This is a genomic window from Acidovorax sp. A79, from assembly GCF_041154505.1.
Classification (GTDB): Bacteria; Pseudomonadota; Gammaproteobacteria; order Burkholderiales; family Burkholderiaceae_C; genus Acidovorax.
This window is the reverse complement of sequence record NZ_AP028672.1, coordinates 1,995,078-2,020,686: the sequence shown is the minus strand read 5'-3', so window position 1 is coordinate 2,020,686 and position 25,609 is coordinate 1,995,078. Positions and strand designations below refer to the sequence as shown.

The 25,609-nt window shown below is 71.2% G+C and carries 25 protein-coding genes; 19 read left to right on the top strand and 6 right to left on the bottom strand.

What is annotated here, in order from left to right:
- Positions 1-24: 24 nt before the first annotated feature.
- Positions 25-726, top strand: coding sequence for an ABC transporter ATP-binding protein (locus ACAM51_RS09230; RefSeq protein WP_369643363.1), 702 nt, complete (start codon positions 25-27; stop codon positions 724-726).
- A 13-nt stretch (positions 727-739) separates the two neighbouring features.
- On the opposite strand, the gene ACAM51_RS09225 is transcribed toward ACAM51_RS09230, so the two are convergent.
- The gene (locus tag ACAM51_RS09225) at positions 740-1,432 is read right to left on the bottom strand and encodes a Crp/Fnr family transcriptional regulator (RefSeq protein ID WP_218296124.1); all 693 of its coding nucleotides are present in this window, start codon (positions 1,430-1,432) and stop codon (positions 740-742) included.
- A 133-nt stretch (positions 1,433-1,565) separates the two neighbouring features.
- On the opposite strand from ACAM51_RS09225, the gene ACAM51_RS09220 reads away from it, so the two are divergent.
- From ACAM51_RS09220 to ACAM51_RS09145, 16 genes are all read left to right on the top strand, one after another.
- Positions 1,566-2,486, top strand: coding sequence for a 3-keto-5-aminohexanoate cleavage protein (locus ACAM51_RS09220; RefSeq protein ID WP_369643362.1), 921 nt, complete (start codon positions 1,566-1,568; stop codon positions 2,484-2,486).
- Positions 2,487-2,554: 68 nt separating this feature from the next.
- Complete coding sequence (locus tag ACAM51_RS09215) at positions 2,555-3,547, top strand: Bug family tripartite tricarboxylate transporter substrate binding protein (RefSeq protein WP_369643796.1); 993 nt, start codon at positions 2,555-2,557, stop codon at positions 3,545-3,547.
- 55 nt (positions 3,548-3,602) lie between these two features.
- On the top strand, positions 3,603-4,553 hold the full coding sequence (locus ACAM51_RS09210) for a 3-hydroxyacyl-CoA dehydrogenase NAD-binding domain-containing protein (protein ID WP_369643361.1): 951 nt from the start codon (positions 3,603-3,605) through the stop codon (positions 4,551-4,553).
- 58 nt (positions 4,554-4,611) lie between these two features.
- Entirely contained in the window at positions 4,612-6,411 is a 1,800-nt protein-coding gene (locus ACAM51_RS09205) for a feruloyl-CoA synthase (RefSeq protein ID WP_369643360.1), read from the top strand.
- A 143-nt stretch (positions 6,412-6,554) separates the two neighbouring features.
- On the top strand, positions 6,555-7,067 hold the full coding sequence (locus tag ACAM51_RS09200; protein ID WP_218339731.1) for a sigma-70 family RNA polymerase sigma factor: 513 nt from the start codon (positions 6,555-6,557) through the stop codon (positions 7,065-7,067).
- Positions 7,064-8,134 carry a FecR domain-containing protein gene (locus ACAM51_RS09195; RefSeq protein ID WP_369643359.1) on the top strand — a complete coding sequence of 357 codons (1,071 nt, stop codon included), beginning with the start codon at positions 7,064-7,066 and terminating at the stop codon, positions 8,132-8,134. Before ACAM51_RS09200 ends, ACAM51_RS09195 begins: the two co-directional genes overlap by 4 nt.
- A 231-nt stretch (positions 8,135-8,365) precedes the next feature.
- The gene (locus ACAM51_RS09190; protein ID WP_369643358.1) at positions 8,366-10,810 is read left to right on the top strand and encodes a TonB-dependent siderophore receptor; all 2,445 of its coding nucleotides are present in this window, start codon (positions 8,366-8,368) and stop codon (positions 10,808-10,810) included.
- Between the two features lie 157 nt (positions 10,811-10,967).
- Positions 10,968-12,590, top strand: coding sequence for a PepSY-associated TM helix domain-containing protein (locus tag ACAM51_RS09185; RefSeq protein ID WP_369643357.1), 1,623 nt, complete (start codon positions 10,968-10,970; stop codon positions 12,588-12,590).
- 62 nt (positions 12,591-12,652) lie between these two features.
- Positions 12,653-13,303, top strand: coding sequence for a nickel uptake transporter family protein (locus ACAM51_RS09180; RefSeq protein ID WP_369643356.1), 651 nt, complete (start codon positions 12,653-12,655; stop codon positions 13,301-13,303).
- Between the two features lie 6 nt (positions 13,304-13,309).
- Positions 13,310-13,621 carry a DUF3649 domain-containing protein gene (locus ACAM51_RS09175; RefSeq protein WP_369643355.1) on the top strand — a complete coding sequence of 104 codons (312 nt, stop codon included), beginning with the start codon at positions 13,310-13,312 and terminating at the stop codon, positions 13,619-13,621.
- Positions 13,618-13,980, top strand: coding sequence for a DUF3325 domain-containing protein (locus ACAM51_RS09170; RefSeq protein ID WP_369643354.1), 363 nt, complete (start codon positions 13,618-13,620; stop codon positions 13,978-13,980). The genes ACAM51_RS09175 and ACAM51_RS09170 overlap by 4 nt, the downstream gene beginning before the upstream one ends.
- 161 nt (positions 13,981-14,141) lie before the next feature.
- Positions 14,142-14,777 (top strand): hypothetical protein, encoded by a 636-nt coding sequence (locus ACAM51_RS09165; RefSeq protein ID WP_369643353.1) that lies wholly within the window; start codon positions 14,142-14,144, stop codon positions 14,775-14,777.
- Positions 14,777-16,090 (top strand): efflux RND transporter periplasmic adaptor subunit, encoded by a 1,314-nt coding sequence (locus ACAM51_RS09160; protein WP_369643352.1) that lies wholly within the window; start codon positions 14,777-14,779, stop codon positions 16,088-16,090. The genes ACAM51_RS09165 and ACAM51_RS09160 overlap by 1 nt, the downstream gene beginning before the upstream one ends.
- A gap of 59 nt (positions 16,091-16,149) precedes the next feature.
- A complete protein-coding gene (locus tag ACAM51_RS09155) occupies positions 16,150-18,117 on the top strand; it encodes a MacB family efflux pump subunit (RefSeq protein ID WP_369643795.1) in 1,968 nt (655 codons plus the stop codon).
- A 35-nt stretch (positions 18,118-18,152) separates the two neighbouring features.
- The gene (locus ACAM51_RS09150; RefSeq protein WP_369643351.1) at positions 18,153-19,553 is read left to right on the top strand and encodes an efflux transporter outer membrane subunit; all 1,401 of its coding nucleotides are present in this window, start codon (positions 18,153-18,155) and stop codon (positions 19,551-19,553) included.
- Positions 19,550-20,023, top strand: coding sequence for a transcriptional repressor (locus ACAM51_RS09145; protein ID WP_218296111.1), 474 nt, complete (start codon positions 19,550-19,552; stop codon positions 20,021-20,023). Before ACAM51_RS09150 ends, ACAM51_RS09145 begins: the two co-directional genes overlap by 4 nt.
- Before the next feature lie 92 nt (positions 20,024-20,115).
- Here the strand turns inward: ACAM51_RS09145 and ACAM51_RS09140 are convergent, their stop codons facing one another.
- From ACAM51_RS09140 to ACAM51_RS09130, 3 genes are all read right to left on the bottom strand, one after another.
- Positions 20,116-20,610: an HU family DNA-binding protein gene (locus ACAM51_RS09140; protein ID WP_218296110.1), complete on the bottom strand. Its 495-nt coding sequence runs from the start codon at positions 20,608-20,610 to the stop codon at positions 20,116-20,118.
- A gap of 219 nt (positions 20,611-20,829) precedes the next feature.
- On the bottom strand, positions 20,830-20,994 hold the full coding sequence (locus ACAM51_RS09135) for a hypothetical protein (RefSeq protein WP_218296109.1): 165 nt from the start codon (positions 20,992-20,994) through the stop codon (positions 20,830-20,832).
- Positions 20,963-21,094, bottom strand: coding sequence for a hypothetical protein (locus ACAM51_RS09130; RefSeq protein ID WP_255591040.1), 132 nt, complete (start codon positions 21,092-21,094; stop codon positions 20,963-20,965). Before ACAM51_RS09130 ends, ACAM51_RS09135 begins: the two co-directional genes overlap by 32 nt.
- A gap of 189 nt (positions 21,095-21,283) precedes the next feature.
- Between ACAM51_RS09130 and ACAM51_RS09125 the strand changes: the two genes are divergently transcribed.
- Together ACAM51_RS09125 and ACAM51_RS09120 are read left to right on the top strand one after the other, a co-directional pair.
- Positions 21,284-22,294: a M14 family zinc carboxypeptidase gene (locus ACAM51_RS09125; RefSeq protein WP_369643350.1), complete on the top strand. Its 1,011-nt coding sequence runs from the start codon at positions 21,284-21,286 to the stop codon at positions 22,292-22,294.
- Between the two features lie 12 nt (positions 22,295-22,306).
- Positions 22,307-23,071: an alpha/beta fold hydrolase gene (locus tag ACAM51_RS09120; protein WP_218339721.1), complete on the top strand. Its 765-nt coding sequence runs from the start codon at positions 22,307-22,309 to the stop codon at positions 23,069-23,071.
- A gap of 59 nt (positions 23,072-23,130) precedes the next feature.
- On the opposite strand, the gene ACAM51_RS09115 is transcribed toward ACAM51_RS09120, so the two are convergent.
- Together ACAM51_RS09115 and ACAM51_RS09110 are read right to left on the bottom strand one after the other, a co-directional pair.
- The gene (locus tag ACAM51_RS09115) at positions 23,131-23,880 is read right to left on the bottom strand and encodes an SGNH/GDSL hydrolase family protein (protein WP_369643349.1); all 750 of its coding nucleotides are present in this window, start codon (positions 23,878-23,880) and stop codon (positions 23,131-23,133) included.
- Between the two features lie 137 nt (positions 23,881-24,017).
- On the bottom strand, positions 24,018-25,400 hold the full coding sequence (locus ACAM51_RS09110) for an SPOR domain-containing protein (RefSeq protein WP_369643348.1): 1,383 nt from the start codon (positions 25,398-25,400) through the stop codon (positions 24,018-24,020).
- Positions 25,401-25,609: the final 209 nt, after the last annotated feature.

The window sequence follows — 25,609 nt, the reverse complement described above, 5'->3', positions numbered from 1 at the left end:
CACCCCCATGACAAGGAACGCACCATGCTGAATGTGGTCGGGCTGCACGCCCGCTATGGCGACAGCCATGTGCTGCGCGGCGTGGATGCGCAGGTGCCCGCCGCCACGTCGGTGGGCCTGCTGGGGCGCAACGGCATGGGCAAGACCACGCTCATCCGCTCCCTGATGGGCTACCTGCGCCCGCCCGAAGGCCAGGTGCAGATGGACGGCCGCACCGTCACCGGCTGGCCCCCCGAAAAGATGGCGCGCCTGGGCATTGGCTACGTGCCCGAGGGGCGCGGCATCTTCCCCAACCTGTCGGTGCGCGAGAACTTGGTCATGAGCCAGCGGGCGGGCCTGGACGGCAGCCGCGCCTGGACCTTCGACCGCGTGATGGCCACCTTCCCTCGGTTGTCGGAGCGGCTCTCGCACGGCGGGCAGCAACTGTCCGGCGGCGAGCAGCAGATGCTGTCCATCGGCCGCGCGCTGATGACCAACCCGCGCCTGTTGATCCTGGACGAAGCCACCGAGGGCCTGGCCCCGCTCATCGTGACCGAGATCTGGCGCGTGATCTCCGAGATCCGGGCCACCGGCATCGCCACGCTGATCGTGGACCGCGACTGGCGGCGGGTGCTCTCGCACACCGACCAGGCCCTGGTGATGGAGAAGGGCCGCATCGTGCTGGCCGCGCCGTCGGCCGACCTGCGGGCAGCGCCCGCGGCGCTGGAGCAGCTGCTGGGCGTGTGATGCGCGCGGACGGCTAGTCGAGCCGCCGGCGCAGGCTGCCGAGGTCCACCACGGTGATGCCGCCGTATTCGATCTGCAGCACGCCCTCGGCCTCCAGGCGCTTCAGGGCGGCGTTGCAGCGCTGGCGCGACACGCCCGACAGGTTGGCGATCTCCTCCTGCGAGACCTGCAGGTGCGGGTCGCTGCCGGGGTGCAGAAAAGGGTGGAACAGCCCGGCCAGCGCGCGTGCCACCTGGCTGTCGGTGTCCATGAGGTGGTGGGCCGTGAAGTTGCCCAGAAACCAGTGCATGCGCTCGTTGATCTGGCGCAGCAGGAAGTGGTCGAAGCTGCGCTGTGTGGCGTGCAGCCATTCGAAGGTCTCCACCGGCAGCAGCGCCACCCGGCTGGGGCGCAGCGCAATGATGTCTGCCGTGCGCGCCACGCCGCGCAGCAGCGTACCCTCGCCAAACCAGCTGCCCGCCGACAGCCCGCCCAGCGTGACGGAGCGGCCGTTGTCGGACGTGACCGTCCACTTGAGCAGACCTTCGATCGCGCCGTACCAGTGCCGGGGCACGTCGCCGCGCCGGCACAGCGCGCTGCCTTGCGGCACATCCACTTCGCGCAGTTCATCGAGCACGCGCTGCTGGGCCGGGGCGTCCAGCACCGGGAACCAGGCCGAGTCGGCGAGGAGGTCGGCCACCGTGGGCGGCGCCTTTTTGACCAGCATGGTGAAGCGTTCTCCAACGGGCAGGGCCGCACGGTTCCTCGTATACCCTGAGTCCAAATGTCATCGCAATGACTGAGTATGCAAGCGCCCAAAAAAATAATGCGTGCATTAGCATTTTCCACCAGTCCACGCCATGACAAAGCGCAAAGTCATCGTCACCATCGCCCCCACGGGGGGCATGGCGCACAAGTCTCAGAACCCGCACCTGCCCACCCAGCCGGCCGAGATCGCCGACGACGTGCAGCGCTGCTGGAACGCCGGGGCCAGCGTGGTGGCCATCCACGCGCGCAGGCCCGATGACGGCGCCACCTGCAACGCCGACATCTACCGCGACATCAACACCCGCATCCGCGCCAAGGGCTGCGACATCGTCATCAACAACTCCACCGGCGGCGGCGTGCACGGCGACATGGTCAAGCCGCTGCCCGGCAACCGCTGGGAGATCGCCTGGGAAGAGCGCATCAAGGGCATGGACGCAGGCGCCGAGATGTGCACGCTGGATGCCACCACGCTCAACCTGAGCTTCGACGGCCGCGAGATCCTGATGGACACACCGCTCAGCCGCGGCCGCGAGCTGGCCGCCGGCATGAAGGCGCGCGGCATCAAGCCCGAGTGGGAGGTCTTCAGCCCCACCCACATCCTGCAGGACACCACCACCCTCATCGAAGAGGGGCACGACGACGGCCCGCATTTCATCAACCTGGTGATGAACGTGCACCGCGCCTTCCAGAACGCCATGCCGTACTCGCCGCGCCACCTGCAGATGATGGTGGACACGCTGCCCAAAAACAGCCTGTTCTGCGTGAGCGGCATCGGCCCCTCGCAGCTCGAAGCCAATGTCGCGGCGCTGCTGCTGGGCGGCCATGCGCGCGTGGGGCTGGAGGACAACCTGTACTTTCGCCACGGCGAGCTGGCCACCAACGTGCAGCTCACCGAGCGCATCGTGCGCGTGATCCGCGAGCTGGACATGGAGCCCGCCACGCCCGCCGAGGCCCGCGCGCTGATGGGCCTGCCGCGCGTGGGCGGCCCCCGCCCCGAGTTCGCGCCGCACTGAGCCACTGCATACGTTCCGCCACAGCCCTGTTCATGCAACCAGAAAGAAAAAGGAGACAAGAAATGATGATGCCAACACGCCGCCAATTCATGCACCATGTGGGCGCAGCCACCGCGCTCGGGGCCCTGGCGCCCTGGAGCGCCCTGGCGCAGACGATCGAGCAGGTGAAGATTTTCTACGGCTTTCCGGCCGGCAGCGCGGGCGACAGCGTCGCGCGGCGCGTGGGCGAGAAGCTGGCGGGCTCGGCCTACACACGCAATCCGGCCGTGGTGGAGAACAAGCCCGGCGCGGGGGGCCGCATCGCGCTGGAGTCGCTCAAGGGCGCGCCCGCGGATGGCAGCGTGCTCACGCTCTCGCCGTTTTCGTGCACGTCGATCTACCCGCACATCTACAGCAAGCTCAGCTACGACCCCGTCAAGGACTTCGTGCCCGTGTCCATCGGCGCGGTCATGCACCATGGCCTGGCCGTGGGCCCCCTGGTGCCGGCCTCGGTCAAGACCGTGAAGGACTACCTGGCGTGGGCCAAGGCCAACCCGGGCCAGGCCAACTACGGTTCGCCCGCTGCAGGCTCCACGCCGCACTTCATCGGCGCGCTGCTGGGGCTGAACAACGGTGTCGACCTCAAGCACGTGCCATACCGCGGCTCCATCCCCGGTGTGACGGATGTGGTGGGCGGACAGATCGCATCCATGGTCACCCCGAGCGGCGACTTCATCCCCAACCACAAGGCGGGCAAGCTGCGGCTGATCGCCACGTCCGGCCAGGCACGCTCGCCGTTCTCTCCCGAAGTGGCGACCTTTGCAGAGCAGGGCTTCCCCGAGCTCACGACGGAGGAATGGTTCGGTTTCTATGCCCCCGCCCGCACGCCGGCCAGCGTGGTGGCCGCCGCCAATGCGGCCATCAACCAGGCCATCAAGGAAAAGGCCGTGATCGACAGCCTGGCCGTCGTGGGCCTGATCGCCAAGGGGTCGACGCAGGCCGAGATGGCGGCATCCCAGCAGGCGGAGTTCGAGCGCTGGGGCCCGCTGGTCAAGAAGATCGGGTTCACGGCAGAGTCTTGAACAGGTCTTGACTCTCCCCTGGCTCGCTGCGCAACAACGACAAGGAAAATCTTCGATGGATTCGACAGTGAAGCGCGTGGCCGTGGTGGCCACCGGCGTCATCGGCGCCAGTTGGGCTGCCTACTTTCTGGCGCAGGGGCTGGATGTGGATGCGACCGACCCCGCGGAGGGCGCCGAGCAGCGGCTGCGCGATGCGGTGGCCCGGCACTGGCCCGCTCTGGAGCAGCAGGGTCTGGCACCCGATGCCAGCCTGGAGCGGCTGCGCTTTCACCCGCGGCTGGAAGATGCGCTGGCGCAGGCGGACTTCGTGCAGGAGAACGGGCCGGAGCGGGTGGACTCCAAGGCCGACCTGATGCGCCGCATCGACGCTGCCGCGCCGGCGCACGCCATCGTGGCGTCCAGCTCGTCGGGCCTGTCGGTGTCGGCCATGCAGGCCCGGTGCGCCCGGCCGGAACGCATCGTGCTCGGGCACCCGTTCAACCCGCCGCACATGATCCCGCTGGTCGAGGTGGGCGGGGGCGAGAAGACGTCACCCGACGCCATCGCCGCCGCGATGGCCTTCTACACCGCCATCGGCAAGCGCCCCATCCATGTGCGCCGCGAGATCCAGGGCCACATCGCCAACCGCCTGCAGGCCGCACTGTGGCGCGAGGCGTTCCACCTGGTGAATGAAGGCGTGGCCAGCGTGGCCGACATCGACACCGCCATCGCCCAGGGCCCCGGCCTGCGGTGGGCGCTGATGGGGCCTTTCATGAACCTGCACCTGTCCGGCGGCGACGGCGGCATGGCCCATCTGCTGGCCCACCTGGGCGGCCCCATCGAAGGCTGGTGGGACGACCTGGGCGCGCCGCGCATGACGCCCGAACTGCAGCGCCGCGTGGTCGAGGGCGTGGACCAGGCGCTCGGCGGGCGCACCCAGGCAGAGCTGGCGCAGGCGCGCGATGCCCTGCTCATCGGCCTGCTGCGTGCCAAGAGCGCATCCCCCGGGCTGGACACGCCGACCTGATGGGCCCGGCGCTCCCACCACCTGCCTCACCCAGACACCGCAAGAGAGACACCACGCCATGCACCCCGGATTCCTTGACGACGACACCCAGATCGCGCTGGCATTGACCACCCAGACCCGTGCGGACGACGGTTCGATCACGCTGCAGTCCCCCGTGCCGCTGGGCGCGTATGCGCGCTGCATCGGCGAGTGGCTGGAGCACTGGGCGCGCGAGACGCCCGACGCGCCGGCCCTGGCCGAGCGCGATGACACGGGTGAGCACTGGCGCCGCCTGACTTACGGCGAGTTGCGCCGCGCGGTCGGCGCCGTGGCGCAGTCGCTGCTGGACCTGAAGCTGCCGGCCGACCGCCCCGTGGCGATCCTGTCGGACAACGCGGTGGACCATGCGGTGCTCATGCTCGCGGCCATGCATGTGGGCCTGGCCTCGTGCTCGCTGTCCAGCGCCTACGCGCGCTCCAGGGACCCGGCGCGGCTGCACAGCATGCTCGCGGCCCTCGGGCCGTCGCTGGTCTACGCGTCCGACGCCCGGGCGTACGCGCCGGCCCTGGCGGGGTACGCATCGGACGCGCTGCAGGTGTTCAGCCGCCACGCCGACGAGGTGTCGGGCGCGCTGCCCTTTGCGCGGCTGCTGCAGGGGGTGGAGACGCCGGCCGTCCGCCAGGCGTTCGACGCCATCGCGCCCGATGGCCACGCCAAGTACCTGCTGACATCGGGCTCCACCGGGCGGCCCAAGGTGGTCATCAACACCCACCGCATGCTCTGCGCCAACCAGCAGATGATGGCCCAGACCTGGCCCTTCCTGACCCGCGAAAAACCGGTGCTGGTGGACTGGCTGCCCTGGAGCCACACCTTCGGCGGCAACCACAACCTGAACATGGTGCTGTGCCACGGCGGCACGCTCTACATCGACGAAGGGCGGCCCGTGCCCGGGCTCATCGAGAAAACGGTGCGCAACCTGCGCGACGTGAAGCCCACGATGCTGTTCAACGTGCCGCGCGGCTTTGACATGCTGCTGCCCTTCCTCGAGGCGGACGAGCAGATGGCCGCCGAGGTCCTGTCGCGCATGCGGCTGGCGTTCTATGCGGCTGCGGCGCTCGCGCCGTCCACCTGGCAGCGGCTCGAAGCGCTGGCCCTGCGCGTGCGACCCGCGCAGCCGCTGTGGCTGACGACATCGTGGGGCTCCACCGAGACGTCGCCCGCCGTCACCAGCGCGCACTGGCGGCTGGACAAGGCCGGCTGCATCGGCGCGCCGCTGCCCGGGCTGGCGCTCAAGCTCGTGCCCAATGGCAGCAAGCTCGAGATGCGGGTCAAGGGCGTGTCGGTCTTTCCGGGCTACCGCAACGCACCGGCCGAGACGGCGGCCGCGTTCGACAGCGAGGGCTTCTACCGCATCGGCGACGCCGGCTACCTGGTGGACCCCGAGCGGCCCGAGCGTGGCGTGGTCTTCAACGGGCGCGTGGCCGAGGACTTCAAGCTCTCCAGCGGCAGCTGGGTGTCGGTGGGCACGCTGCGCGTGGAGCTGATCTCGCAGCTCGCGCCGCTGGTGCAGGACATCGTGCTCACCGGCCACAACCACGACGAAGTGGGCATGCTGGTGTTCCCGTCGGCAGCGGGCGCGGCCGACCCCGCGAAGCTCACCGCCGCCCTGCAGGGCGTGATACGGGCCCGGCGCGACGCTGGCGCGGGCTCATCGCAGTGCCCCACACGCGCCCTGGTGCTGGCGCAGCCGCCCGATGCGGACAGCGGCGAGATCACCGACAAGGGCTACATCAACCAGGGCGCGGTGCTGACGCGCCGGGCCGCCGATGTGGCGCGGCTGCAGGCCAGCCCCATGGACGAGCAGGTCATCACCGCCTAGGGCTTTACGAACCAGGGCAGGTTCAAGTCTTTACAATATGAGAATCATTCTTATTAGCCACGGGCCTGTCCCCACTGCGCCCTCAGCCATCCCGGTCCCGAACCTGCCGCGTTCGGGCCGTCTTTTGTCAGGCTGCGTGCGCCGTGGTTGCCCACTATTACCAAGAACTGCTGAACTACTTTGCCCGCATGGTGCGCAGCCGCGACTCGGCGGCAGACCTGGTGCACGAGGCCTACGCGCGCGTGCTGGCGCTGCAGCGCAGCGGCGACGCCGTCGCCCAGCCCCGCGCGCTGCTGTACCGCACCGCGCGCAACCTGCTCATTGACCAGCACCGCCGCCATGTGGCGCGGGGCACGCTGCACACCGATGCCGACGACAGCCTGCCCGACGTTAGCGACCTGCCCGCGCCCGCCGTGTGCGAACCCGAGGCTGCTTTCATCTCCGCGCAAGGTGTGGCTTCGATGATCGCCACCATCGAATCGCTGCCGCTGCGTTGCCGCGAGGCGTTCATCCTGCACAAGTTCGACGGGCTGTCGCAGGCCGAGGTGGCCGCGCAGATGGGCATCTCGTGCAAGATGGTGGAGCAGCACATCCAGCGCGCCATGGTGGCCTGCCGCGCGTGCCGCGCCACCGCGCAGGGGGAGGACCAGCCATGAATGCGCAGCCCCCCATGCCAATGCCGGACGAAGCCAACGACCACATCGACGGTGAGGCCTTGGACTGGCTCGTGCGCAGCCAGGGCGCACCGGACGCCGCCACGCTGCAGGCCCTGCATTCGTGGCGCGACGCCGACCCGCGGCATGCGGCGGCGCTGGCGCGCTGGCAGCAGGAGTGGCGTGCGCTCGATGCACTGCCCGCAACGGCAGTCCGGCACCTGCGGGCCGGCTTGCTGCAGGACAAGGATCGTGCCGGCGCACCGGACCGCCCACGCGCGCGAGGTTGGAGTTGGAGCTGGGGTTGGGGGCAGGGCGCCGCCACGGTCGCATCGGTCTGCCTGGTGGCTGCCGCCACTGCCATGGGCTACCACCACTGGCAGCAGCAGCCCGTGTATGAGCAGGCCCTCGCGACCGGCCTGGGCCAGCAGTCCGAGGTGCACCTGCCCGACGGCAGCACCGTGCGCCTGGACACGAACACCCGCCTGGACGTCACCTTTCGCCGCCAGCGCCGCGAGGTGGTACTGCCCGAAGGCCAGGCCGTGTTCAAGGTGCAGGGCGATGCCGCGCGGCCGTTCGACGTGCTGGCGGGGTCCCTGCGCATCACGGTGGTGGGCACCCGGTTTTCGGTGCGCTACACGCCCGGCGTGCCGGGCGACGCCGGTGTGCGCGTGGCGGTGGAAGAGGGCCGCGTGCGCGTGGCCCGCGCTGCCGACGCAGGGCCCGAGGTGGTGGAGTTGACCGCAGGCCAGCAGGTGAGCAGCGCTGCGGATGGCCGCCTGACCGCCATCGCCGCCGTGCCCGCTGCGGGCATTGCACCCTGGCGCGATGGGCGGGTGAGCTTCGACGACACGCCTTTGTCGCAGGCGCTGGCCGAGTTCGCCCGGTACGGCTCCACGCAGCTGGTGGTGCGCGACCCCGGCGTGGGCGCGCTGCGCCTGACCGGCACGTTCGACCCGCGGCGGCTCGATAACTTCACCCGGTCCCTGCCCAGCGTGCTGCCTGTGCAACTGCGCGCGCACGGCGCGGTCACCGAGATCGTGGCTGCTCCCCACCCTCAGCCTCAGTAGCCACCCCCGGTAGCGGCCGGCAGCAGGCCGTTGCTGGCCGTCCGCCGCCGGCGGATGGGTCTGCGCGCCTGTGGGCCCCGCGCGCCCCGCCTGCCCTGCACAGGGCCCCGCATCTTTTTTTCAAAAAACTTGGCCCACCGACCTAGGGGGATGGCTTCGGCCTGCGTCTACATGAGAAGGCGTCTTATTCAAAAATCCATTCCAACATCCGTTTCCAGGGAGATCTCTCACATGCCCCGCACCCGATTCCGGCCCGCCCCGCTGGCCCTGGCCGTCGCACTCAGCCTGGCGGCCATGGGCGCCAGCGCCCAGGTGGCGCCCGCCGCCGGGCAGCCCGCCGTGGCGCTCAGCATTGCCGCGCAGCCACTGGCCCAGGCGCTCAACGATCTGGCGCGCCAGTCACGCATGGAGCTCATGGTCCAGCCCGCGCTGGTGGCGGGGCGCTCGGCCCAGGCCGTGAACGGGTCGCTCACGGTGCGCGAGGCGCTGGACCGGCTGCTCGCGGGCTCGGGCCTGGTGGGCGTGATCGAAGGCACCAGCATCGTGGTGCGCAGGCCGCCCGCGGCGGCGTCATCTGGTGCTGCGGGTGCAGCGGGCGAGACCAGCCTGGCCGAAGTGCGGGTGCAGGCCCAGGCCGAGCCCAGCGCGCTCACCGAGCACAGCGGCTCCTACACCACGCGCCAGGCGGGCACGTCCACGCCGCTGGGCCTGTCGCTGCGCGAGACGCCCCAGTCGGTCAGCGTCATCACGCGCCAGCGCATGGAAGACCAGGGGCTGACGCAGCTGTCCGACGTGGTCGCGCAGACGCCCGGGCTGGTCTTCAGCCAGAGCGGCAACCAGGGCTCGGACACCTCGCCCATCTACTCGCGCGGCTTCTCTGTCAATACCTACATGATCGACGGCGTCCGCCAGACGGACTCCAACTATTCGAGCATCTTCCAGACCAACGACATGGCGATGTTCGACCGCGTGGAAGTGGTGCGCGGCGCCTCGGGCCTGATGAACGGCATCGGCACGCCGGGCGCGGCGATCAACATGATCCGCAAGCGGCCCACCGCCGACTTCCAGGCCTCGGTGCGGGCTGAGGCGGGCTCGTGGAACCATGTGCGGACCGAGGCGGACATCGCCGGGCCCATCAACGCGTCGGGCAGCGTGCGGGGCCGCCTGGTGGCCGCCGCGCAGGACAACGACTCCTACATCGACCGCCTGAAAGAGCGCAAGAAGCTGCTCTACGGCGCGGTCGAGGCCGACCTCACGGCGCAGACGCAGCTGTTCGCCGGCGCGTCGGTGCAGCACCACGACGCCACGGGCCACGCGCGCGGCGGCTTGCCGGCCTACTACTCCGACGGCACGCGCACGCAGTGGAGCCGCTCGGCCTCGGCCGCGCCGCTCTGGGCGTATTCCAAGCGCCATTACACCTCCGTGTTCGCGGCGCTGGAGCACCGCTTCAGCGACGACTGGAAGGTCAGGGCCACGGCCACCCGCACCAACAACTTCTACGACGAGCTGATCGGCTACGCCAGCGGCGGCGCGCCGGTGCGCGAGACGGGCGCGGGTGTCACGCTGTGGGCCGGCCGCTGGAGCGCCACGCCGCGCCAGGACAGCCTGGATGTGCAGACCACGGGCCGCTTCGACCTGCTGGGCCGCAAGCACGACGTGGCCTTCGGCGCGCAGATGTCGCGCACCAGCTACGACGCGCCGTCATACACCAACTGGACGCACGCGGGCTGGAGCAGCGCCATCGGCAATATCTTCACCTGGGACGGCACCTCGCCCGCCGCGCCGCCCAACCCCAGCATCGGCCGCAACACCTCGGACGAACGCCTGAACAGCGCCTATGCCACCGTGCGCTTCAAGCCCACGGACGCGCTGGCCGTGCTGGCCGGCGCGCGCGTGGTGGACTGGAGCCGCGCGCAGACCAGCACCCGCTTTTCCACCGGCGCCACCACCGCCAACAACCGCTACGAAAGCGGCGAGGTGACCCCGTACCTGGGCCTGGTCTACGACATCGACCGCAACTGGTCGGCCTATACCAGCTTCACCACCATCTTCACGCCGCAAAGCCTGCGCCTGGCCAACGGCGACTACATGGACCCGCAGACGGGCGACAGCTTCGAGCTGGGCGTGAAGGGCGCGTTCCTGAACGACCGCCTCAACGTCTCGGGCGCCATCTACAAGGCGCGGCAGGACAACCTGGGCGTGGCCATTCCCAACGTGTTCGCGCCGGACGGCAGCCAGGCGTACGAGGCCGTCTCGGGCACCAGCACGCGCGGCTTCGAGGTCGAGGCCACGGGCGAGGTGCGCCCGGGCTGGCAGGTCGCGGCGGGCTTCTCGCGCAACCTCACACAGGACCGCCTGCTCACCGACGTGCCGCAGAACACGGCCAAGCTGTTCACCAGCTACCGCATCGCGGGCATCGGCAAGGGCCTGACCGTGGGCGGCGGCCTGCGCTGGCAAAACCAGATCTACCGCGACAACCAGGGCGCCGCGCGGGTGCGCTTCACGCAGCCGGCGTATGCGGTGGTCGACCTCATGGTGCGCTACGCCATCACCGACACGGTGGCCGTCACGGCCAACCTGCGCAACGCCCTCGACAAGGTGTACTACACCTCGGTCGGCAACTCGTACTACGGCGCGCCGCGCAGCCTGCAGGTGGCGGTGGACGTGCGGTTCTGATGCACCCCCTGAGTCGCTTTGCGCCTGCCCCCTGGAAGGGGGACGCTCCCAGCGCGGCGGGCCGGCCCTTGCGCGGGAGCCCTGGCCTGTGTTGCGCCAGTTTTACCGGCAGGGAGTGGTGCATGCCATCGCATCTCTGCAACCGGAGTGATCTGCCATGAAAGAGGGCTTTCGCCAGTGCATGGCCTGGCTGCACACCTGGGTCGGGCTGGTGGTGGGCTGGGTGCTGTTCTTCGTGTTCGTGACGGGCACGGCCGGCTACTTCGCGCACGAGATCGACCGGTGGATGCGCCCCGAGCTGCCCTTGGACACCGCTGCCGCGGCGGTGGAACCGCACCGGGCGGTCGCGCTGGCGCAGGCCTACCTGCAGGCCAACGCGCCGCCACAGTCGCAGGACTGGTCGGTGCAGCTGCCCGGCCAGCGCGGCAGCAGCGCACTGAGCGTGAGCTGGCGCGAGCCGCCCGCAGACGGCAAGCCCGGCGCGCGCGGCCGCTTCGTGCGCCGAACGCTCGACCCCGCCAAGGGCCAGGCAGCCGCCGAGCCCGTGGTGCGCAAGACCGGCGGCGGCCACCTGCTGTACCGCATGCACTACATGCTGCACTACGTGCCGTACGACGTGGCGATCCGCCTGGTGGGCGTGTGCACCATGCTGATGCTCATGGCTGTGGTGACCGGGGTCATCACGCACAAGAAGATCTTCGTGGACTTCTTCACCTTCCGGCCGGGCAAGGGGCAGCGCTCGTGGCTGGACGCGCACAACATCATCAGCGTGACGGCGCTGCCGTTCTTTCTGATGATCACGTACAGCGGGCTGGTGTTCTTCCTGTTCCAGTACATGCCGGCGGGCCTGGCGGCCAGCCACTATGCGGGGAACGCGCAGGTGTTCTACGACGACCTGCTGCAGCGACCGGCCGCTGTGGATGCCACTGTTTCCGCGCAGCCGCTCACCGCTTTGGCGCCGCTGGTGGCCCGGGCCGAGGCGCAGTGGGGCGCGGGCCAGGTGGCGCGCGTGGGTGTGCAGCAGCCCGGGCGCGCCGATGCCGACGTGCAGCTGGTGCGCGTGGCGGGCGGGCAGATTGCCGGCAGCGACCGGCTGCGCTTTCATGCCCGCACGGGCGAGGCCCTGCCGCCCAAGGCCGAGGACGGCGCGGCCCGCGAGACGCAAGACGTCCTGCTGGCCCTGCACGAAGGCCGCTTTGCAGGGCCCGTGCTGCGCTGGCTGTACTTTGCGAGTGGCCTCTTGGGCTGCGCGATGATCGCCACCGGCCTCGTGCTCTGGACGGCCAAGCGCCGCGCCCAACAGGACAAGCGAGCCAAGGCGGGCGGCAAGCCCGAGTTCGGCTTTCGGCTGGTGGAGTGCCTGAACATCGGCACCGTGGCCGGCCTGCCCGTGGCCGTGGCCGCGTACTTCTGGGCCAACCGCCTGATCCCGGCGGACTTCGCCACCCGCCGCGAGTGGGAGGCACACGTGCTCTTCATCACCTGGGGCGTGCTGCTGCTGTACCCGGCCTTGCGCACGCCGCTGCGCGCGTGGCTCGAATCGCTGTGGCTGGCCGCCGCCGCCTTCGCGCTGCTGCCCCTGCTCAACGCACTGACCACCGACCGCCACCTGGGCGTCACCCTGCCTGCGGGCGACTGGGTGCTGGCCGGGTTCGACCTGACCATGCTGGCGCTGGGCGCCTGCCTTGCGGTCGCGGCCCGCCGCGTGCACCGCCGGCAGCGCGCTGCGGTGGCGCCCGCGCGCGCCCGTGGTGCCGTGGTCGCCGGTGCCGCCCTCTAGCGCGCCGCAGTGCTTCTTTCCCGTTTTTTTCTTTCTTCTTCTCGATTTTCAAAGGAGTCTCCATGTTCAAGAAAACCCTGCTCGCCGTCGCCCTGTCCGGCATCGCCCTGTCCGCCACTGCCCACCAGCTGTGGCTGGAGCGTGATGCCACCGGCCCGGTGCGTGTGTACGTGGGCGATGCCGACAGCGAGCACGACAAGGGCGCCGAAGTGGCCAAGCTGGCCGCCACCACCCAGGTCTTCACCACCGACCGCCGGCAAACCGCCAAACTCACCGCCAAGGAGGAATTCCTGGAGGCGGACGTGGCCGCTGCCGGCGACGTGCGCCTGTCCAACGACCAGGTCTGGAAGCCCTGGAAGGCCAAGGACGGCAGCTTCCAGGCCGCCGTGTTCAACGCGCGCGCCGGCCGCAGCGAGACGCAGGCCGTGCTCGACTACGAACTGGTGCCCGTCACGGCGGGTGGCAACACCTTCACGCTGGTGTTCAAGGGCCAGCCCGTGGCGAACAAGACCGTCACGGTGATCACGCCCGACAAGTGGACCAAGGGCTTCAAGACCGATGCGTCCGGCCGCGTCGACGTGCCGGTCAACGGCAAGGGCCGCTACGTGCTCGTCGGCACCCACGAGGCACCTGCCGTGGGCGATGTGGTCATTGCCGGCCAGAAGGTGGCCAAGCTGGGCTACACCACCACGCTGACCTTCGTCGCGCAGTAAGCCGCCATGGCCACCGCACACGCAGGCTCTGCCGCGCGCTACCGCTGCATGGTGGCCAGCCGCGCCCTGGCGGCGGCCCTGGGCGGCTATGCGCTGGCGTCGCTGTTCACCGCGGTGCTGGCCTTGGGGCTGCCCCGCGTGTCGGACACCAGCCGCGCCAGCGCGCTGCTCACGGCCACCCTGCTCAGCTTTGCGGTGTATGCGGCGGCGGTGATCTGGGCCTTCAGCGCACGCAGCGCACTGCGCGCCTGGATGGGCCTGGCCGTGCCGTCGGCCGTGCTGGCCGCTGCGCTCTGGGCGCTGAAGGCGAGCGTATGACAGCGGTGGGCTGGGCGGCGCCGCTGGCCGCGCTCACGCTGTCGTTCAGCGGCATGGCGGGCCTGGCGCTGGCCATGGACCGCCACCACGAACAGGTCACCGGCCGCGCCGAGGTGCCGCGCACACGGCGCCGGGTGCTGCGCTGGGCGGGCAGCCTGCTGCTGGCGCTGTCCCTGGCCGCCTGCATCGGGGCCTGGGGCGCCACCGTGGGGCTGACCGCCTGGTGCGGCCTTCTCACGGCGGGCGGCCTGCTGGTGGGTGTGCTGCTGACCTACGCGCCGCACCTGGCGGTGCGGGTGTCGGCGGCCACGGTGCTGGTGGCGGGCGTGTGCCTTGTGGGGTCCGCTGGCGGGCTGTAGGCACCGGCGGCCCCGCTTGGGGGGCGTCGGCAAAAAAAGTCCCGAACAGCGTGCCCTTTTTTCCGTCTCGTTGGTCATAGGCAGTAGGTGCAGTGCGCGGGCCCTGCCGCCTGCGCCGTTGACGGCCTGCGTTTTTTTCATCTTCGTTTTTCGAACCAGCCATGTCTTCACTCTCTGCCTCACCTTCCGCCGCCACCGGTGCCTTGCTTGCGCTGGCCGCCTGCGCCTGGGCGGGCCACGCCCATGCCGACTATGTGTGGCTGCAGCGCGATGGGGCCCAGGCCCGCGCCTACGCGGGCGAGCTGCCCCGCCGCAGCGCGGCGCTGCCGCCCCTTCAGGCGCCGCGCGCCTACCTGGCCGACGGCAAGGACCTGCCCGTGGCGCCGCAGGCCGGCCACATCGACATCACCGCGCCGGGGGGGGACGACCTGCGCCTGAGCACCTCGCACATCACCGGCCACGGCGCGGTCACCTACTACCAGGCCCGCACCGGCCGCACCGAGACCCGCGCGGCCAACGACCTGGAGCTGGTGCCCACCACGCCGGGCGGCAACACCTTCAAGCTGGTGTGGAAGGGGCAGACCGTGGCGGCGTCGCAGGTGAACGTGGACACCAGCGCCGGCTGGCGCCGCACGCTGGCCCCGGCGGCCGACGGCACGGTGCAGCTGGACACGCCCTTCCCCGGCCTCTACGTGCTGGAGGTGAGCGCCAAGGTCAACGGCTCCGTCACCGTGGACGGCAAGAAATACGACGACGTGCGCCACACCGCGACGCTCAGCTTTGAGGTGCCCCGCTGATGGCCTCGACCCCACCCCATACACGCACCGCACGCACTGCACGCACGGCCCGCCGCGTGGGCGCCCTGGTGGTGCTGGCGGGCGCCATCGTCGCCGGCGCCTGGTGGTGGACGCGGCAGCCCGCCATGGTCTACGACACCGTGCCCGTGGCGCGCGGCGACATCGAGGCCACGGTCAGCGCCATCGGCACGCTGCAGCCGCGCCGCTATGTGGACGTGGGCGCGCAGGTGTCGGGGCAGATAACGCGCCTGCACGTGCAGCCCGGCACCGAGGTCAAGAAGGGCCAGCTGCTGGTGGAGATAGACCCCAGCGTGCAGCAGGCCACGGTGGACGGCGCGCGCGCCGCACTGGCCGGCCTGCGCGCGCAGCTGGCCGAGCAGCAGGCCCAGCACCGCCTGGCCCAGCAGCAGCAGGCCCGCCAGCAGCAGATGGAGCGCGAAGGCGCCACGCGGCTCGAAGACCTGCAGACGGCCGAGGCCGCGCTGGCATCGGCGGCGGCGCGCATCGACCACCTCAAGGCGCAGATCGACCAGACCCAGGCGAGCCTGAAGGCCGATGAGGCGCGCCTGGGTTACACCCGCATCTACGCGCCCATGGCCGGCACCGTGGTGGCGCTGGAAGCGCGCGAGGGCCAGACCCTGAACGCCACCTACCAGACGCCCAACATCCTGCGCGTGGCGGACCTGTCGACCATGACCGTGTGGACCGAAGTCTCCGAGGCCGACATCCGCCGCGTGCGGGCGGGCCTGCCGGTGTACTTCACCACGCTGGGCGGCCAGGCCGACGCCGCCGCGCGCCGCTGGCGCAGCACCGTGCGCCAGGTGCTGCCCGCGCCGCCCACGCCCGAGGCCAAGGCCGCGGGCGGCGCCAACGCACAGGCCGCCGCGAGCAAGGCCGTGTCGTACACCGTGCTGTTCGACGTGGACAACGCCGATGGCGAGCTGATGCCGCAGATGACCGCGCAGACGAGCTTCGTCACCGCGCAGGCGCAGGGCGTGATCGCCGTGCCGCTGTCGGCCCTGGCCAGTCCGACCAGCCCTGCCAGACCGGCCAGCGGCAAGGCGGCTGGTGGCAAGGCAGCTGATGCGGAGGGCGACGGTGACAGCGCTGGTGCCGGCGCTGGCGCGAAGGCCGCCGCAGCCACCCACAGCGCCCGCGTGCTGCGCGCCGATGGCGTGGTGGAGCAGCGCGCCGTCGTCGTGGCCGTGAAAAGCCGCCACCTGGCCGAGGTGCGCTCGGGCCTGCAAGAGGGCGAGCAGCTGGTGACCGGCGAGCGCCCTGCGCGCAGCGGCCCGCAAAGGTTCAAGCTGTGACCGCAGGCACCGGCAACCAACTCGACACCCTGCACAGCGTCTTGCATGACGCCCCTGGTGTGCCGCTGATTGAGCTGCGCGGCGTGCGCCGCCGCTACGGCGGTGGCGAGCAGCCCGAGGTGGAGGTGCTGCGTGGCATCTCGCTGTCCATCCACGCGGGCGAGTTCGTCGCCATCGTGGGCGCGTCGGGCTCGGGCAAGTCCACGCTGATGAACCTGCTCGGCTGCCTGGACAAGCCCAGCAGCGGCAGCTACCGCTTCCAGGGCGAAGACGTGGCGGGCTTCGACGCCGACCAGCTGGCCTGGCTGCGGCGCGAGGCCTTCGGCTTCGTCTTTCAGGGCTACCACCTGATCCGCGCCGAGTCGGCGTGCGAGAACGTCGAGGTGCCCGCCATCTACGCCGGCACCCCGCGCGAGGAGCGCACCCGCCGCGCGGCGGCGCTGCTGACGCGCCTGGGCCTGGCCGACAAGCTGCACCACCGGCCCACGCAGCTGTCGGGCGGGCAGCAGCAGCGCGTGTCGATTGCGCGGGCGCTGATGAACGGCGGCCGCATCATCCTGGCCGACGAGCCCACCGGCGCGCTGGACACCCACAGCGGCGCCGAGGTGATGGCGCTGCTGCACGAGCTGGCCGATGCGGGCCACACCATCGTGCTCATCACCCACGACCGCGAAGTGGCCGCCCAGGCGCGCCGCGTGATCGAGATCCGCGACGGCGAGATCGTGGCGGACAGCGGTGCGGCCGTGGCAGGCACGTTGGAAGAAAAAAATGCCTCTACCGCGCAACCAGCAAGCGCAAGCAGCTATAAAAATAGTAGCAAGCGTTCCGGCCGCGCTTTCTGGGCCGAACTGGCAGAGGCCGCCCGCTCGGCCTGGCGCGGCATGCGCATCAACCGCGCACGCACCGGGCTCACGCTGCTGGGCATCGTGATCGGCGTGGCGTCGGTCATCGTGATGATGGGCGTGGGCGAGGGCGCCAAGCAGCGCGTGGTGGAGCAGATGGGCTCCATGGGCACCACCATCATGTACCTGGGCGCCAGCCACCCGCGCGAGGGCGGGCCGCAGGGCGAGATCACCGCAGAGGACCTGGAGGCCATCGCCCGCCTGCCCGAGATCGGCCACGTGATGCCCGTCATCGGCGACCCCATCCCCGTGCGCCATGGCAACGTCGAGCGGCAGATCTACGTGTTCGCCGCCAGCGAGGACATGCCCCGCGTGCACCACTGGAAGGTGGCCCAGGGCCGCTACTACACCGCGGTCGAAGACCGCGACCTGGCGCCGTTGGTGGTGCTGGGGCACAAGGCCAGCGCGCAGTTCTTTCCGGACCATCCGAACCCGCTGGGCCGCCACCTGCTGATCGGCAACGCGCCGTTCGAGGTGATCGGCGTGATGGCCGAGCGCGGCGCCGACTCGGGCGCGCAGAACTACGACGACATGGTGTTCATTCCGTACCAGTCGGGCCGCGCCCGCGTGTACCGCGTGCAGACCCAGCCCGACTACACCGTGGTTGCTGCCGCGTCGGTGGAGCAGGTGCAGGCGGCCGAGAAGGCCATGCACGCCCTGCTGCTGTCGCGCCACGGGCGCGAGGACTTTCGCATCGGCAACGCGGCGGCCAAGCTGCAGGCCGAGGCGCAGACGCGCAACGCCATGACCATGATGCTGGGCCTGATCGCGGCCGTGTCGCTGGTGGTGGGCGGCATCGGAGTGATGAACGTGATGCTGATGACGGTGCGCGAGCGCACGCGCGAGATCGGCATCCGCATGGCCACCGGCGCGCGGCAGGGCGACATCCTGCGCCAGTTCCTCACCGAGGCCGTGCTCGTCACGCTGGTGGGCGGCGCGGCGGGCCTGGCCATCGGCCTGGCCGTGGGCGCGGCGCTCATCGTGTCGGGCGTGCCCGTGATCTTCTCGCTCACCGCCATGGGCGGTGCCTTTGCCTGCGCCGTGGCCACGGGCCTGGTGTTCGGCTACATGCCCGCCCGCCGCGCCGCCGGGCTCGACCCCGTGGTGGCCCTGGCTTCCGAATGATTGTGATGGTTGGTATGCGCACTTGTATTGCCTCTGTGTCCTGTCTTGCCGCCGGTGTGCTGCTGCTCGGCGGCTGCGCCGCGGTGCAGCCGCCGCCTGAAGATGCCGCTGCAGCACCCGCCTTGCCCGTGCACTGGGCCAGCCCGGTGCCGCCCGCGCAGGGGGTGGCGACGGGTGTCTCTGCGCTCGGTGTCGCAGAGCTCGACGCGCTCATCCACGCGGCCCACGCGCAGAGCCCGGACCTCGCCGCCGCCATCGCGCGGGTGCAGCAGGCCGATGCCGTGGCGCGGTCCGCTGGCGCCAGCCTGCTGCCTGCCGTGACCGGCACGCTCGACGCCCGCCGCCAGGCCCGTGCCGGCGGGCAGGCCGAGGTGGCCGGCAACCAGATCGGCGCCGGGCTGGCCGCAAGCTACGAGCTCGATGCCTGGGGCCGCCTGGGTGCCGAGCGGACCAGCGCCCAGGCCCTGCGCACGGCCAGCGTGCACGACCGCGGCGCGGTGCAGATCACGCTGACGGCGGCGGTGGCGCAGGCATGGCTGCAACTGGTGGGCGGGCGCGAGCGCCTGGCGATTGCCGAGCTGAACCTGCACGGCGCCGAGCGCGTGCTGGCCGTGGTCGAGTCGCGCGCGCGCGCCGGGGCCGCCACGCAGCTGGAGCTGGCGCAGCAGCGCGGCCTGGTGGCCACGCAGCGGCAGGTGCTGGAGGCACGGCGCCAGCAGGTGTCGGGCGCGCACACGGTGCTGGCCGCGCTGCTGGGCCAGGCGCAGTGGCCGGTGGTGCAGGCCAGCGCGCTGCCCACCACGCAGGCGCTGGCGCCCGCTGCCGGATCGCCCGCCGACCTGCTGGTGCGGCGGCCCGACATCGCGCGGGCCGAGGCGCGGCTTCAGGCCGCCCACGCCGACGTGGCCGCGGCCCGCGCGGCGCTGCTGCCGCGCATCAGCCTGAGCGCCAGCCTGGGCACCGGGGGCAGCAACCTGCCGCGCGTGTTCGACAACCCGCTCTACAGCCTGGCCGCCGCGTTGGCGGCGCCCATCTTCAACGGCGGGCGCCTGGCCGCCGACCGCGATGCGGCCCAGGCACGGCAGGCCGAGCTGCTGGCGCAGTACCGCGCCAGCATCGTGGCGGCCGTGAGCGACGTGGAGCAAGCCCTGCAGGCCGTGGCGGGCACGCAGGCCCAGCGCATGGCGCAGGCACAGGTGGTGCAGCAGGCGCAGCAGGCGGCTACCCTGGCGCAGTCGCGCTACCGCGCCGGGGCCGAGACGCTGCTCACGCTGGTGGATGCGCAGCGTACCCTCTATGCCGCGCAGGACATGGCGGCCCAGCTGCACCAGGCCGAATGGCAGGCGCAGGTGGCGCTGTACCGCGCGCTGGGCGGGGGCTGGCAGCCCGATGCCGACGCTGGCGTGCGCCGCGTGGCCGTCATGGCGCAGCCATGAACGCAAGCATCAATGAGCCCGTGACCATGCTGCAGCGCCTGCGCACGGCGGGCCTGCGCCCCACCACGGCGCGCATCGGCGTGCTGCAGGTGATCCACTCCGCGGGCAGCGCGGGCATGGGTGCGGACGAGGCTTTTCACCAGATGCTGCTGCGCGGCACGCACGTGAGCACCAGCACGGTGTACCGCATCATCCACGAGCTGCAGGCCCTGGGCGTGCTGCTGCACGACCGCAGCGACCGGCGCCACACGGTGTATCGCCTGCGGCCCTTTGCACCGCCGCCGTCGGCCGACGTGCGCATTGCCTGCCGCCGGTGCGAGCGCTCGGCCACGCTGCCCGGCGCACAGCTGCGCAACGAGCTGGAGCTGCGCGCGGCCGAGGTGGGCCTGCGGCCGCTGGTGGCGGGCCTGGTGCTGCAGGTGGACTGCCTGGGCTGCGACGGCGCCACGGGGCATTGCCAGCCCAACTGAGTCCACCGGAGCGCAATTGAGCCGCCCAAAGAAAAAGGACCAGACGCCCGGAGGCATCTGGTCCTTGTCGCTGGGGAGCGCGGGCTGATTTATCAGGCCGTTGCGTCCTTGAGCTTCTTCAGTGCGCGGGTCTTGATCTTCACCGCGGCGGGCTTGGCGGGGAACCAGCGCTCTTCACCGGTGAAAGGGTCCTTGCCGAAGCGCTTCTTCTTGGCGGGAATCTGCTGCAGGCCGATCTTCATGAGGCCGGGCAGCGTGAATTCGCCGGAACCCTTCTTGTGCACGGAGCCCAGGATGGTCGCTTCCAGCGCGGCCAGCACGGCCTTGGTGGCCTTGGGTTCCACGCCAGCCTGCTCGGCCAGGTGGGCGATCAGCGTGGTCTTGTTGAAGGCCGTCTTGATCGGCTTGATGCCCACGGCGACCGGCTTGGCCACGGGGGCGGCGGCCTTCTTCGCTGCTGGAGCGGCGGCTTTCTTCGCGGGTGCCGCTGCCTTCTTGGCGGCGGGTGCTGCCTTCTTCGCAGCAGCTGGAGCTGCCGCCTTGACGGTCTTCTTTGCGGGCGCTGGGGTTTTCTTTGCAGTTGCCATGATGATGATTCTTCTTTGCTTCAGAGTTGCAGTGTGCCTCCCCCCATTGAAGGGAAGGTGCGCAATTTTAGGTGCGACTGCGGCACACCCCGCAAATGTGAAGACCCGCCTGCGCCAGAGGCTTCTGAAACAGCGGGTGAAAGGCATGCCCGAAGCGGTGCCAGTGGGGCCGGCCGCATGCCCGCCGCCGCCGCGTGCGGGCGCTGCCGCGGGCCGCCGTCAACGGTGTGCCGGCGTCTGGTGGCGCTGGCGCCACTGGTGGTAGCGCTGGCGCTGGAGCGCCAGCAGCTCCACCAGGCCCCAGGCCAGCGCGCAGCCGAGGGTGCCGCACAGCACGGCCAGGCGGCGCACTTCAGTCCTGCGCCGTGGCTGCTGCGTCTTCATGCGCCCATCCATCGGTGCGGGGCAGGTCGAAGCTCGGCCAGCCGGGGGCATCGAAGAGTTCATCCAGCAGCCGCTGCAGTCCGAGCCATCTCCAGAGCATGATCGTGTGCCTCTTTGAACAGGTTGTCTGCGGGCAAGTTAACGCGCTTGTGTGACAGTTCCGCGTCGTTTCGCTGAATTCATACAGGGCGCGCGATGGCGTTGCCGGTGCCTGCGGGCCGGGCATATGCTCGCTCTTCGTTGCACTGTCGCCCTGTCGCCCGGTTTCGCGCCACCCTTGCCACCCACCATGAACACGCTGCCCGAGTTGCTGGCGCTCGAAAAGATCATCGAACTCGGTGCGTCCCACTTGCAGGTGCGGGTGGTGCGGCAGGTGCAGACGGCCTCGGGCCACTGCTTTCCGATCCATGCCATTGGCCTGGGCAATCCGGCGCCGGACGTTCCGGCGGTCGGGTTCTTCGGTGGCGTGCATGGCCTGGAGCGCATCGGCGCCGAGGTGGTCCTGGCCTACCTGCAGAACGTGGTGATGCGGCTGCAGTGGGACACCACGCTGCACCGCCAGCTCGAGCACATGCGCATGGTCTTCATGCCCATCGTCAATCCGGGCGGCATGTGGGCCGCCACGCGCGCCAATCCGCGCGGCGTGGACCTGATGCGCAACGCGCCGGTGGACGCCACCGACCGGGTACCGCCGTGGATCGGCGGGCAGCGGGTGAGCGCGGGGCTTCCCTGGTACCGGGGGCGCGCGGGCGATGCCATGGAGCCGGAAAGCCAGGCCCTGTGCGAGGTGGCGTCCGAGGAGCTGCTGGCGCGGCCTTTCAGCATCGCCATCGACTGCCATTCGGGATTTGGCGCCCGGGACCGCCTGTGGTTCCCATTTGCCCACACGCGCAAGCCCATCCCGCACCTGGCCGAGTTGCACGCGCTGCAGGAGATCTTCCTGCAGGCCCACAGCCACCACCCGTACGTCATCGAGCCGCAGAGCGCGCAGTACCTGGCGCACGGCGACCTGTGGGACCACCTGTACCTGCAGGCCTGCCGCGACGTGCCCGCGCACACGTTCCTGCCGCTGACGCTGGAGATGGGCTCCTGGCTGTGGATCAAGAAGAACCCGCGCCAGCTGTTCTCGCGCAACGGCATCTTCAACCCGCTCATCGACCACCGGCAGCAGCGCGTGCTGCGGCGCCATCTGTCGCTGCTCGATTTCCTGGCCCGCGCGGCCTGCAGCCACGGGCGCTGGGTGCCCGCACCGGGGCAGCGCGCGCAGCGCAGGGCGGACGCCCTGGCCGCGTGGTACTGAAGGCCTGCGCCCATGCGCCAGTGGATCTTGCTCAGGGGCCTGGCGCGGGAGTCCGCCCACTGGGGGGACTTCCTGGCGGATTTCGAGCGAGCCTTGCCCCGGGACCGGGTGCTGCCGCTCGACCTGCCCGGCAACGGCCAGCTCCACCGCCAGCCTTCGCCGCTGTCGGTGCCCGCCATGGTGCGGGCATGCCGCGAGGCGCTGGCCGGGCGCGGCATCGCGCCGCCCTACCACCTGCTGGCCGTGTCGCTGGGAGCCATGGTGGCGACCGAATGGGCGCGGGTGGCCCCCGCGGAGGTGGCGGGCTGCGTGCTGATCAACACGAGCTTTCGCCCTTTCAGCCCCTTCTATCACCGCCTGCGGCCGCGCAACTACGCGGCGCTGCTGCGCCTGGCGCTGTGGGGCGGCGCGCCGCAACAGATCGAGCAGGTGGTCTTGCGCCTGACCAGCAACAGCGCGCCTGAGCGCCAGCAGGTGGTGCGGGACTGGGCCGCCGTGCGCGCGCGCCGCCCGGTGCGGGCCGCCAATGCGCTGCGCCAGCTGGTGGCGGCGGCCCGCTACCGTGCGCCCCGGGTGGGGCCCGTGGCGCGCATCCTGTTGCTGGCGAGCCACGGGGACGGCCTGGTGCGCAGCCAGTGCTCGCAGGCCGTGGCCAGCGCGTGGCGGGTGCCCGTGGTGCTGCACCCCCGCGCAGGGCACGATCTGCCGCTGGACGACCCGCGCTGGGTCATCCGGCAGGTCCAGGACTGGCTGGCGGAAATCGACGGGGCGCGCTGACGCGGGCCGCCCTGGCGGGCGCGGCCTGCATCCGGTGTGCGCGGCGCCCGCGCGTGCCGTCAGGGCGCGGGCAGTCCGCCCTGGGCCACCAGCGCGCGGTACCACTCCTGGTACCCCGCGCTGCTGGGGTGCAGTCCGTCGGCGGCATTCAAGGTGTTCCGCCGGGACACGAAGGGGTCCTGGTCCCGGGGCCTGAGCAGGCGCACGTAGTGCGCGCCGTGGTCCGCGGCGGCCTCCTGCGCCAGGGCGTGCAGGCGCTTCGAACGGCGCGACATGACCCAGGACAGCGGCGGCGCGAAGAACGGTGCATGGCCCACGTCGCCGCAGGGCATGAGCACCACGCGGCGCCCTTTCTGCAGGGCCAGCGACATGGTCCTTTGCAGCTCGGCGCGCAGCGTGTCCGCGGGCGTGAAGCGGATCACGTCGTTCCCACCCGCGAGCACGAGCACCATGTCGTAGCCACCGTCCGCGCGCTCCAGCTGCGCGGCCACGTCGGCAAACCGTGCGCCATTGGCCGCCAGGTTGTCGATGCGCCACCGCGGGTGCTGCTGGCCGATCAGGCCCGGCAGGCTTTGCGCGGGCGTGCTGGCCCCGGTGCCGACGGCGGTGCTGTCGCCCACGACCAGCAGGCGTTTGTCCGGCTGGGCGGGGTGTGCGGTGAAGGGCCGCGCGCCACGGGCCAGCTCCGCCACCGTCCAGATGCGCCATGGCGCACAGGCGGTGGCCAGCAACGCGCCCGCGGCCACGGCCGCGATGGTGGCCAGGCGGCGCGTGGAGAGATGCAGGGCAGGGCGGAGCGTGCGGTTCATGGCGGCGGCGGTGTGGTGCATGCAGCCTACCGGTGCGCCTGGGTTGCGGGCGTCGGCGCCAGCGTGCCCGGTGCGTAGGACGGCGCGCCCGGCGCCGGGGTGGGCCGCTGCGCGCGGGCCCGCGCCTATTTATTTGTCTATTGCCTGAAGACCACGGCTTCCAGCGCCATCGCCCGGATCGACCCGGCCGCCGCGTCGGCCTGCGCGCGGCTTTCGTAGGGCCCCACGCGGACACGGATGCGGCGGCCCTTGGCGCTGTTCAGCTCCTGGCGGAAGGCCGGCAGCCCTTCGTTGAGCAGCCGGGCCTGGGCCTTGCGGGCGTTGGCTTCGTCGGCAAAGAGCCCCACGTTGATGTAGTAGCCCGCCGCGGTGCCCACGGTGGGCAGGATGGTGGAGGCCGCTGGGGCAGCGGTTGGGGCGGGTGGTGCCTTGGCCGCCTTGGAAGGCTTCGCGGTGGAGGCCGCGCGGCTTGCTGGCTCGGCGGCGGGCGCCGGTGTGCTGGCCGCGCCGGGTGCTGCCTTGGCCGGGGATTTGGAGGTGGCCTTGGTGGCCGGCGCGGAGACTGGCGCGCTGGCGGCCGGCGGCGCCGTGGGGGCCGTGGGTACGGAAGGGCTCGCGGTGGCGGGCGCTGCCTGGGTGGCCGGTGGCGGGGTTTTGCCTGCCGGCGCGGCCGCTGGTGCCCCGGGCGGTGCCGCCGCCGTGGACGCGGCACCGGTGGCGGGGGGCGCCGCCGTCGCCGCGGCGGCGGAGGTGCTCGCCATGGGGGCCGAGGCAGCGGGCGTGGATGCAGGTACCGGTGCCGGTGCGGGGGCGGGCGCTGGTGCTGGTGCTGGTGCTGGTGCTGGTGCTGGTGCTGGTGCAGAAGACGCCGCCGCGCCGGGCCTGGACGCGGCTGTCGCGGTGGCCTGGGCGACGGTCACCGCCGGTTCCAGTGCCAGGGGCCTGGCGGCCGAAGGGGCCCAGGCCAGGTAGGCCAGCGCCGCCGCGGCCGCCAGCACCAGGTTGGCCAGCACCAGCGCCTGCAGCCGCTTGCGCGAGCTGGCCTGCTTCTCCAGCAGCGCGCTGGCCTCGGGCAGGGTGCGGGAGGCGGCCAGCGCGCGCGCCACCCGCTTGCGGATGTCGGCATACAGGATGGCGTTGCCATACAGGCCGGGCACCGCGAAGGCCAGGACGGCGAAGGCGCCCAGCACCCCCAGTTCCACGCCCGGCGGCCACTGCAGGAAGGAGCGGCCGACGCCGAACACGATCAGCGCCAGCCCCTCGGCGGCCGCCACGTAGACCAGCGCGGCGCTCCACAACTGGCGAAACAGCATCCAGTTGAGCGTGGCCAGGCACGCGGCCCAGTTCCAGGTGGTGGTGGTGCGGCCGGTGTTGTCAAAGCGCTCGAAGACGGCCAGGTAGTACGCGGTGTTCACGGGCCCCAGCGCCAGCCGGGAGAGCGCCGTCATGGCGTTGTCGGACGGTGAATCGAGCGACATGGCCGGGATGATGGAGGCGACAGGATCCGTGTGGTCGAGCATGGGCCGATTCTGTCATGGGCCGGTGTTGGCGCCACAGGGCCTGCGCGCGCGCGTGGCGCGGCTGCAGCGCCGCCGGGCCCGCGCCGCGCGCCGGCGCCCCTGCTCGCATGCGGCGGGCCCCGGGATCGGGCCTTGAATGAGCCGCTAGCGCTTTTCTGTCAAGCGCTGGAAGCTATTTAAAATATAGCAATCTTGCCGGGCCCCGTGGG

What these genes read in the sequence shown, in the direction of transcription:
- ACAM51_RS09230 (WP_369643363.1), top strand. Translation starts at nt 25, where the DNA reads ATGCTGAATGTGGTCGGGCTGCACGCCCGCTATGGCGACAGCCATGTG.
- ACAM51_RS09225 (WP_218296124.1), bottom strand. Translation starts at nt 1,432, where the DNA reads ATGCTGGTCAAAAAGGCGCCGCCCACGGTGGCCGACCTCCTCGCCGAC.
- ACAM51_RS09220 (WP_369643362.1), top strand. Translation starts at nt 1,566, where the DNA reads ATGACAAAGCGCAAAGTCATCGTCACCATCGCCCCCACGGGGGGCATG.
- ACAM51_RS09215 (WP_369643796.1), top strand. Translation starts at nt 2,555, where the DNA reads ATGCCAACACGCCGCCAATTCATGCACCATGTGGGCGCAGCCACCGCG.
- ACAM51_RS09210 (WP_369643361.1), top strand. Translation starts at nt 3,603, where the DNA reads ATGGATTCGACAGTGAAGCGCGTGGCCGTGGTGGCCACCGGCGTCATC.
- ACAM51_RS09205 (WP_369643360.1), top strand. Translation starts at nt 4,612, where the DNA reads ATGCACCCCGGATTCCTTGACGACGACACCCAGATCGCGCTGGCATTG.
- ACAM51_RS09195 (WP_369643359.1), top strand. Translation starts at nt 7,064, where the DNA reads ATGAATGCGCAGCCCCCCATGCCAATGCCGGACGAAGCCAACGACCAC.
- ACAM51_RS09190 (WP_369643358.1), top strand. Translation starts at nt 8,366, where the DNA reads ATGCCCCGCACCCGATTCCGGCCCGCCCCGCTGGCCCTGGCCGTCGCA.
- ACAM51_RS09185 (WP_369643357.1), top strand. Translation starts at nt 10,968, where the DNA reads ATGAAAGAGGGCTTTCGCCAGTGCATGGCCTGGCTGCACACCTGGGTC.
- ACAM51_RS09180 (WP_369643356.1), top strand. Translation starts at nt 12,653, where the DNA reads ATGTTCAAGAAAACCCTGCTCGCCGTCGCCCTGTCCGGCATCGCCCTG.
- ACAM51_RS09175 (WP_369643355.1), top strand. Translation starts at nt 13,310, where the DNA reads ATGGCCACCGCACACGCAGGCTCTGCCGCGCGCTACCGCTGCATGGTG.
- ACAM51_RS09170 (WP_369643354.1), top strand. Translation starts at nt 13,618, where the DNA reads ATGACAGCGGTGGGCTGGGCGGCGCCGCTGGCCGCGCTCACGCTGTCG.
- ACAM51_RS09165 (WP_369643353.1), top strand. Translation starts at nt 14,142, where the DNA reads ATGTCTTCACTCTCTGCCTCACCTTCCGCCGCCACCGGTGCCTTGCTT.
- ACAM51_RS09160 (WP_369643352.1), top strand. Translation starts at nt 14,777, where the DNA reads ATGGCCTCGACCCCACCCCATACACGCACCGCACGCACTGCACGCACG.
- ACAM51_RS09145 (WP_218296111.1), top strand. Translation starts at nt 19,550, where the DNA reads ATGAACGCAAGCATCAATGAGCCCGTGACCATGCTGCAGCGCCTGCGC.
- ACAM51_RS09140 (WP_218296110.1), bottom strand. Translation starts at nt 20,610, where the DNA reads ATGGCAACTGCAAAGAAAACCCCAGCGCCCGCAAAGAAGACCGTCAAG.
- ACAM51_RS09135 (WP_218296109.1), bottom strand. Translation starts at nt 20,994, where the DNA reads ATGAAGACGCAGCAGCCACGGCGCAGGACTGAAGTGCGCCGCCTGGCC.
- ACAM51_RS09130 (WP_255591040.1), bottom strand. Translation starts at nt 21,094, where the DNA reads ATGCTCTGGAGATGGCTCGGACTGCAGCGGCTGCTGGATGAACTCTTC.
- ACAM51_RS09125 (WP_369643350.1), top strand. Translation starts at nt 21,284, where the DNA reads ATGAACACGCTGCCCGAGTTGCTGGCGCTCGAAAAGATCATCGAACTC.
- ACAM51_RS09120 (WP_218339721.1), top strand. Translation starts at nt 22,307, where the DNA reads ATGCGCCAGTGGATCTTGCTCAGGGGCCTGGCGCGGGAGTCCGCCCAC.
- ACAM51_RS09115 (WP_369643349.1), bottom strand. Translation starts at nt 23,880, where the DNA reads ATGAACCGCACGCTCCGCCCTGCCCTGCATCTCTCCACGCGCCGCCTG.
- ACAM51_RS09110 (WP_369643348.1), bottom strand. Translation starts at nt 25,400, where the DNA reads ATGCTCGACCACACGGATCCTGTCGCCTCCATCATCCCGGCCATGTCG.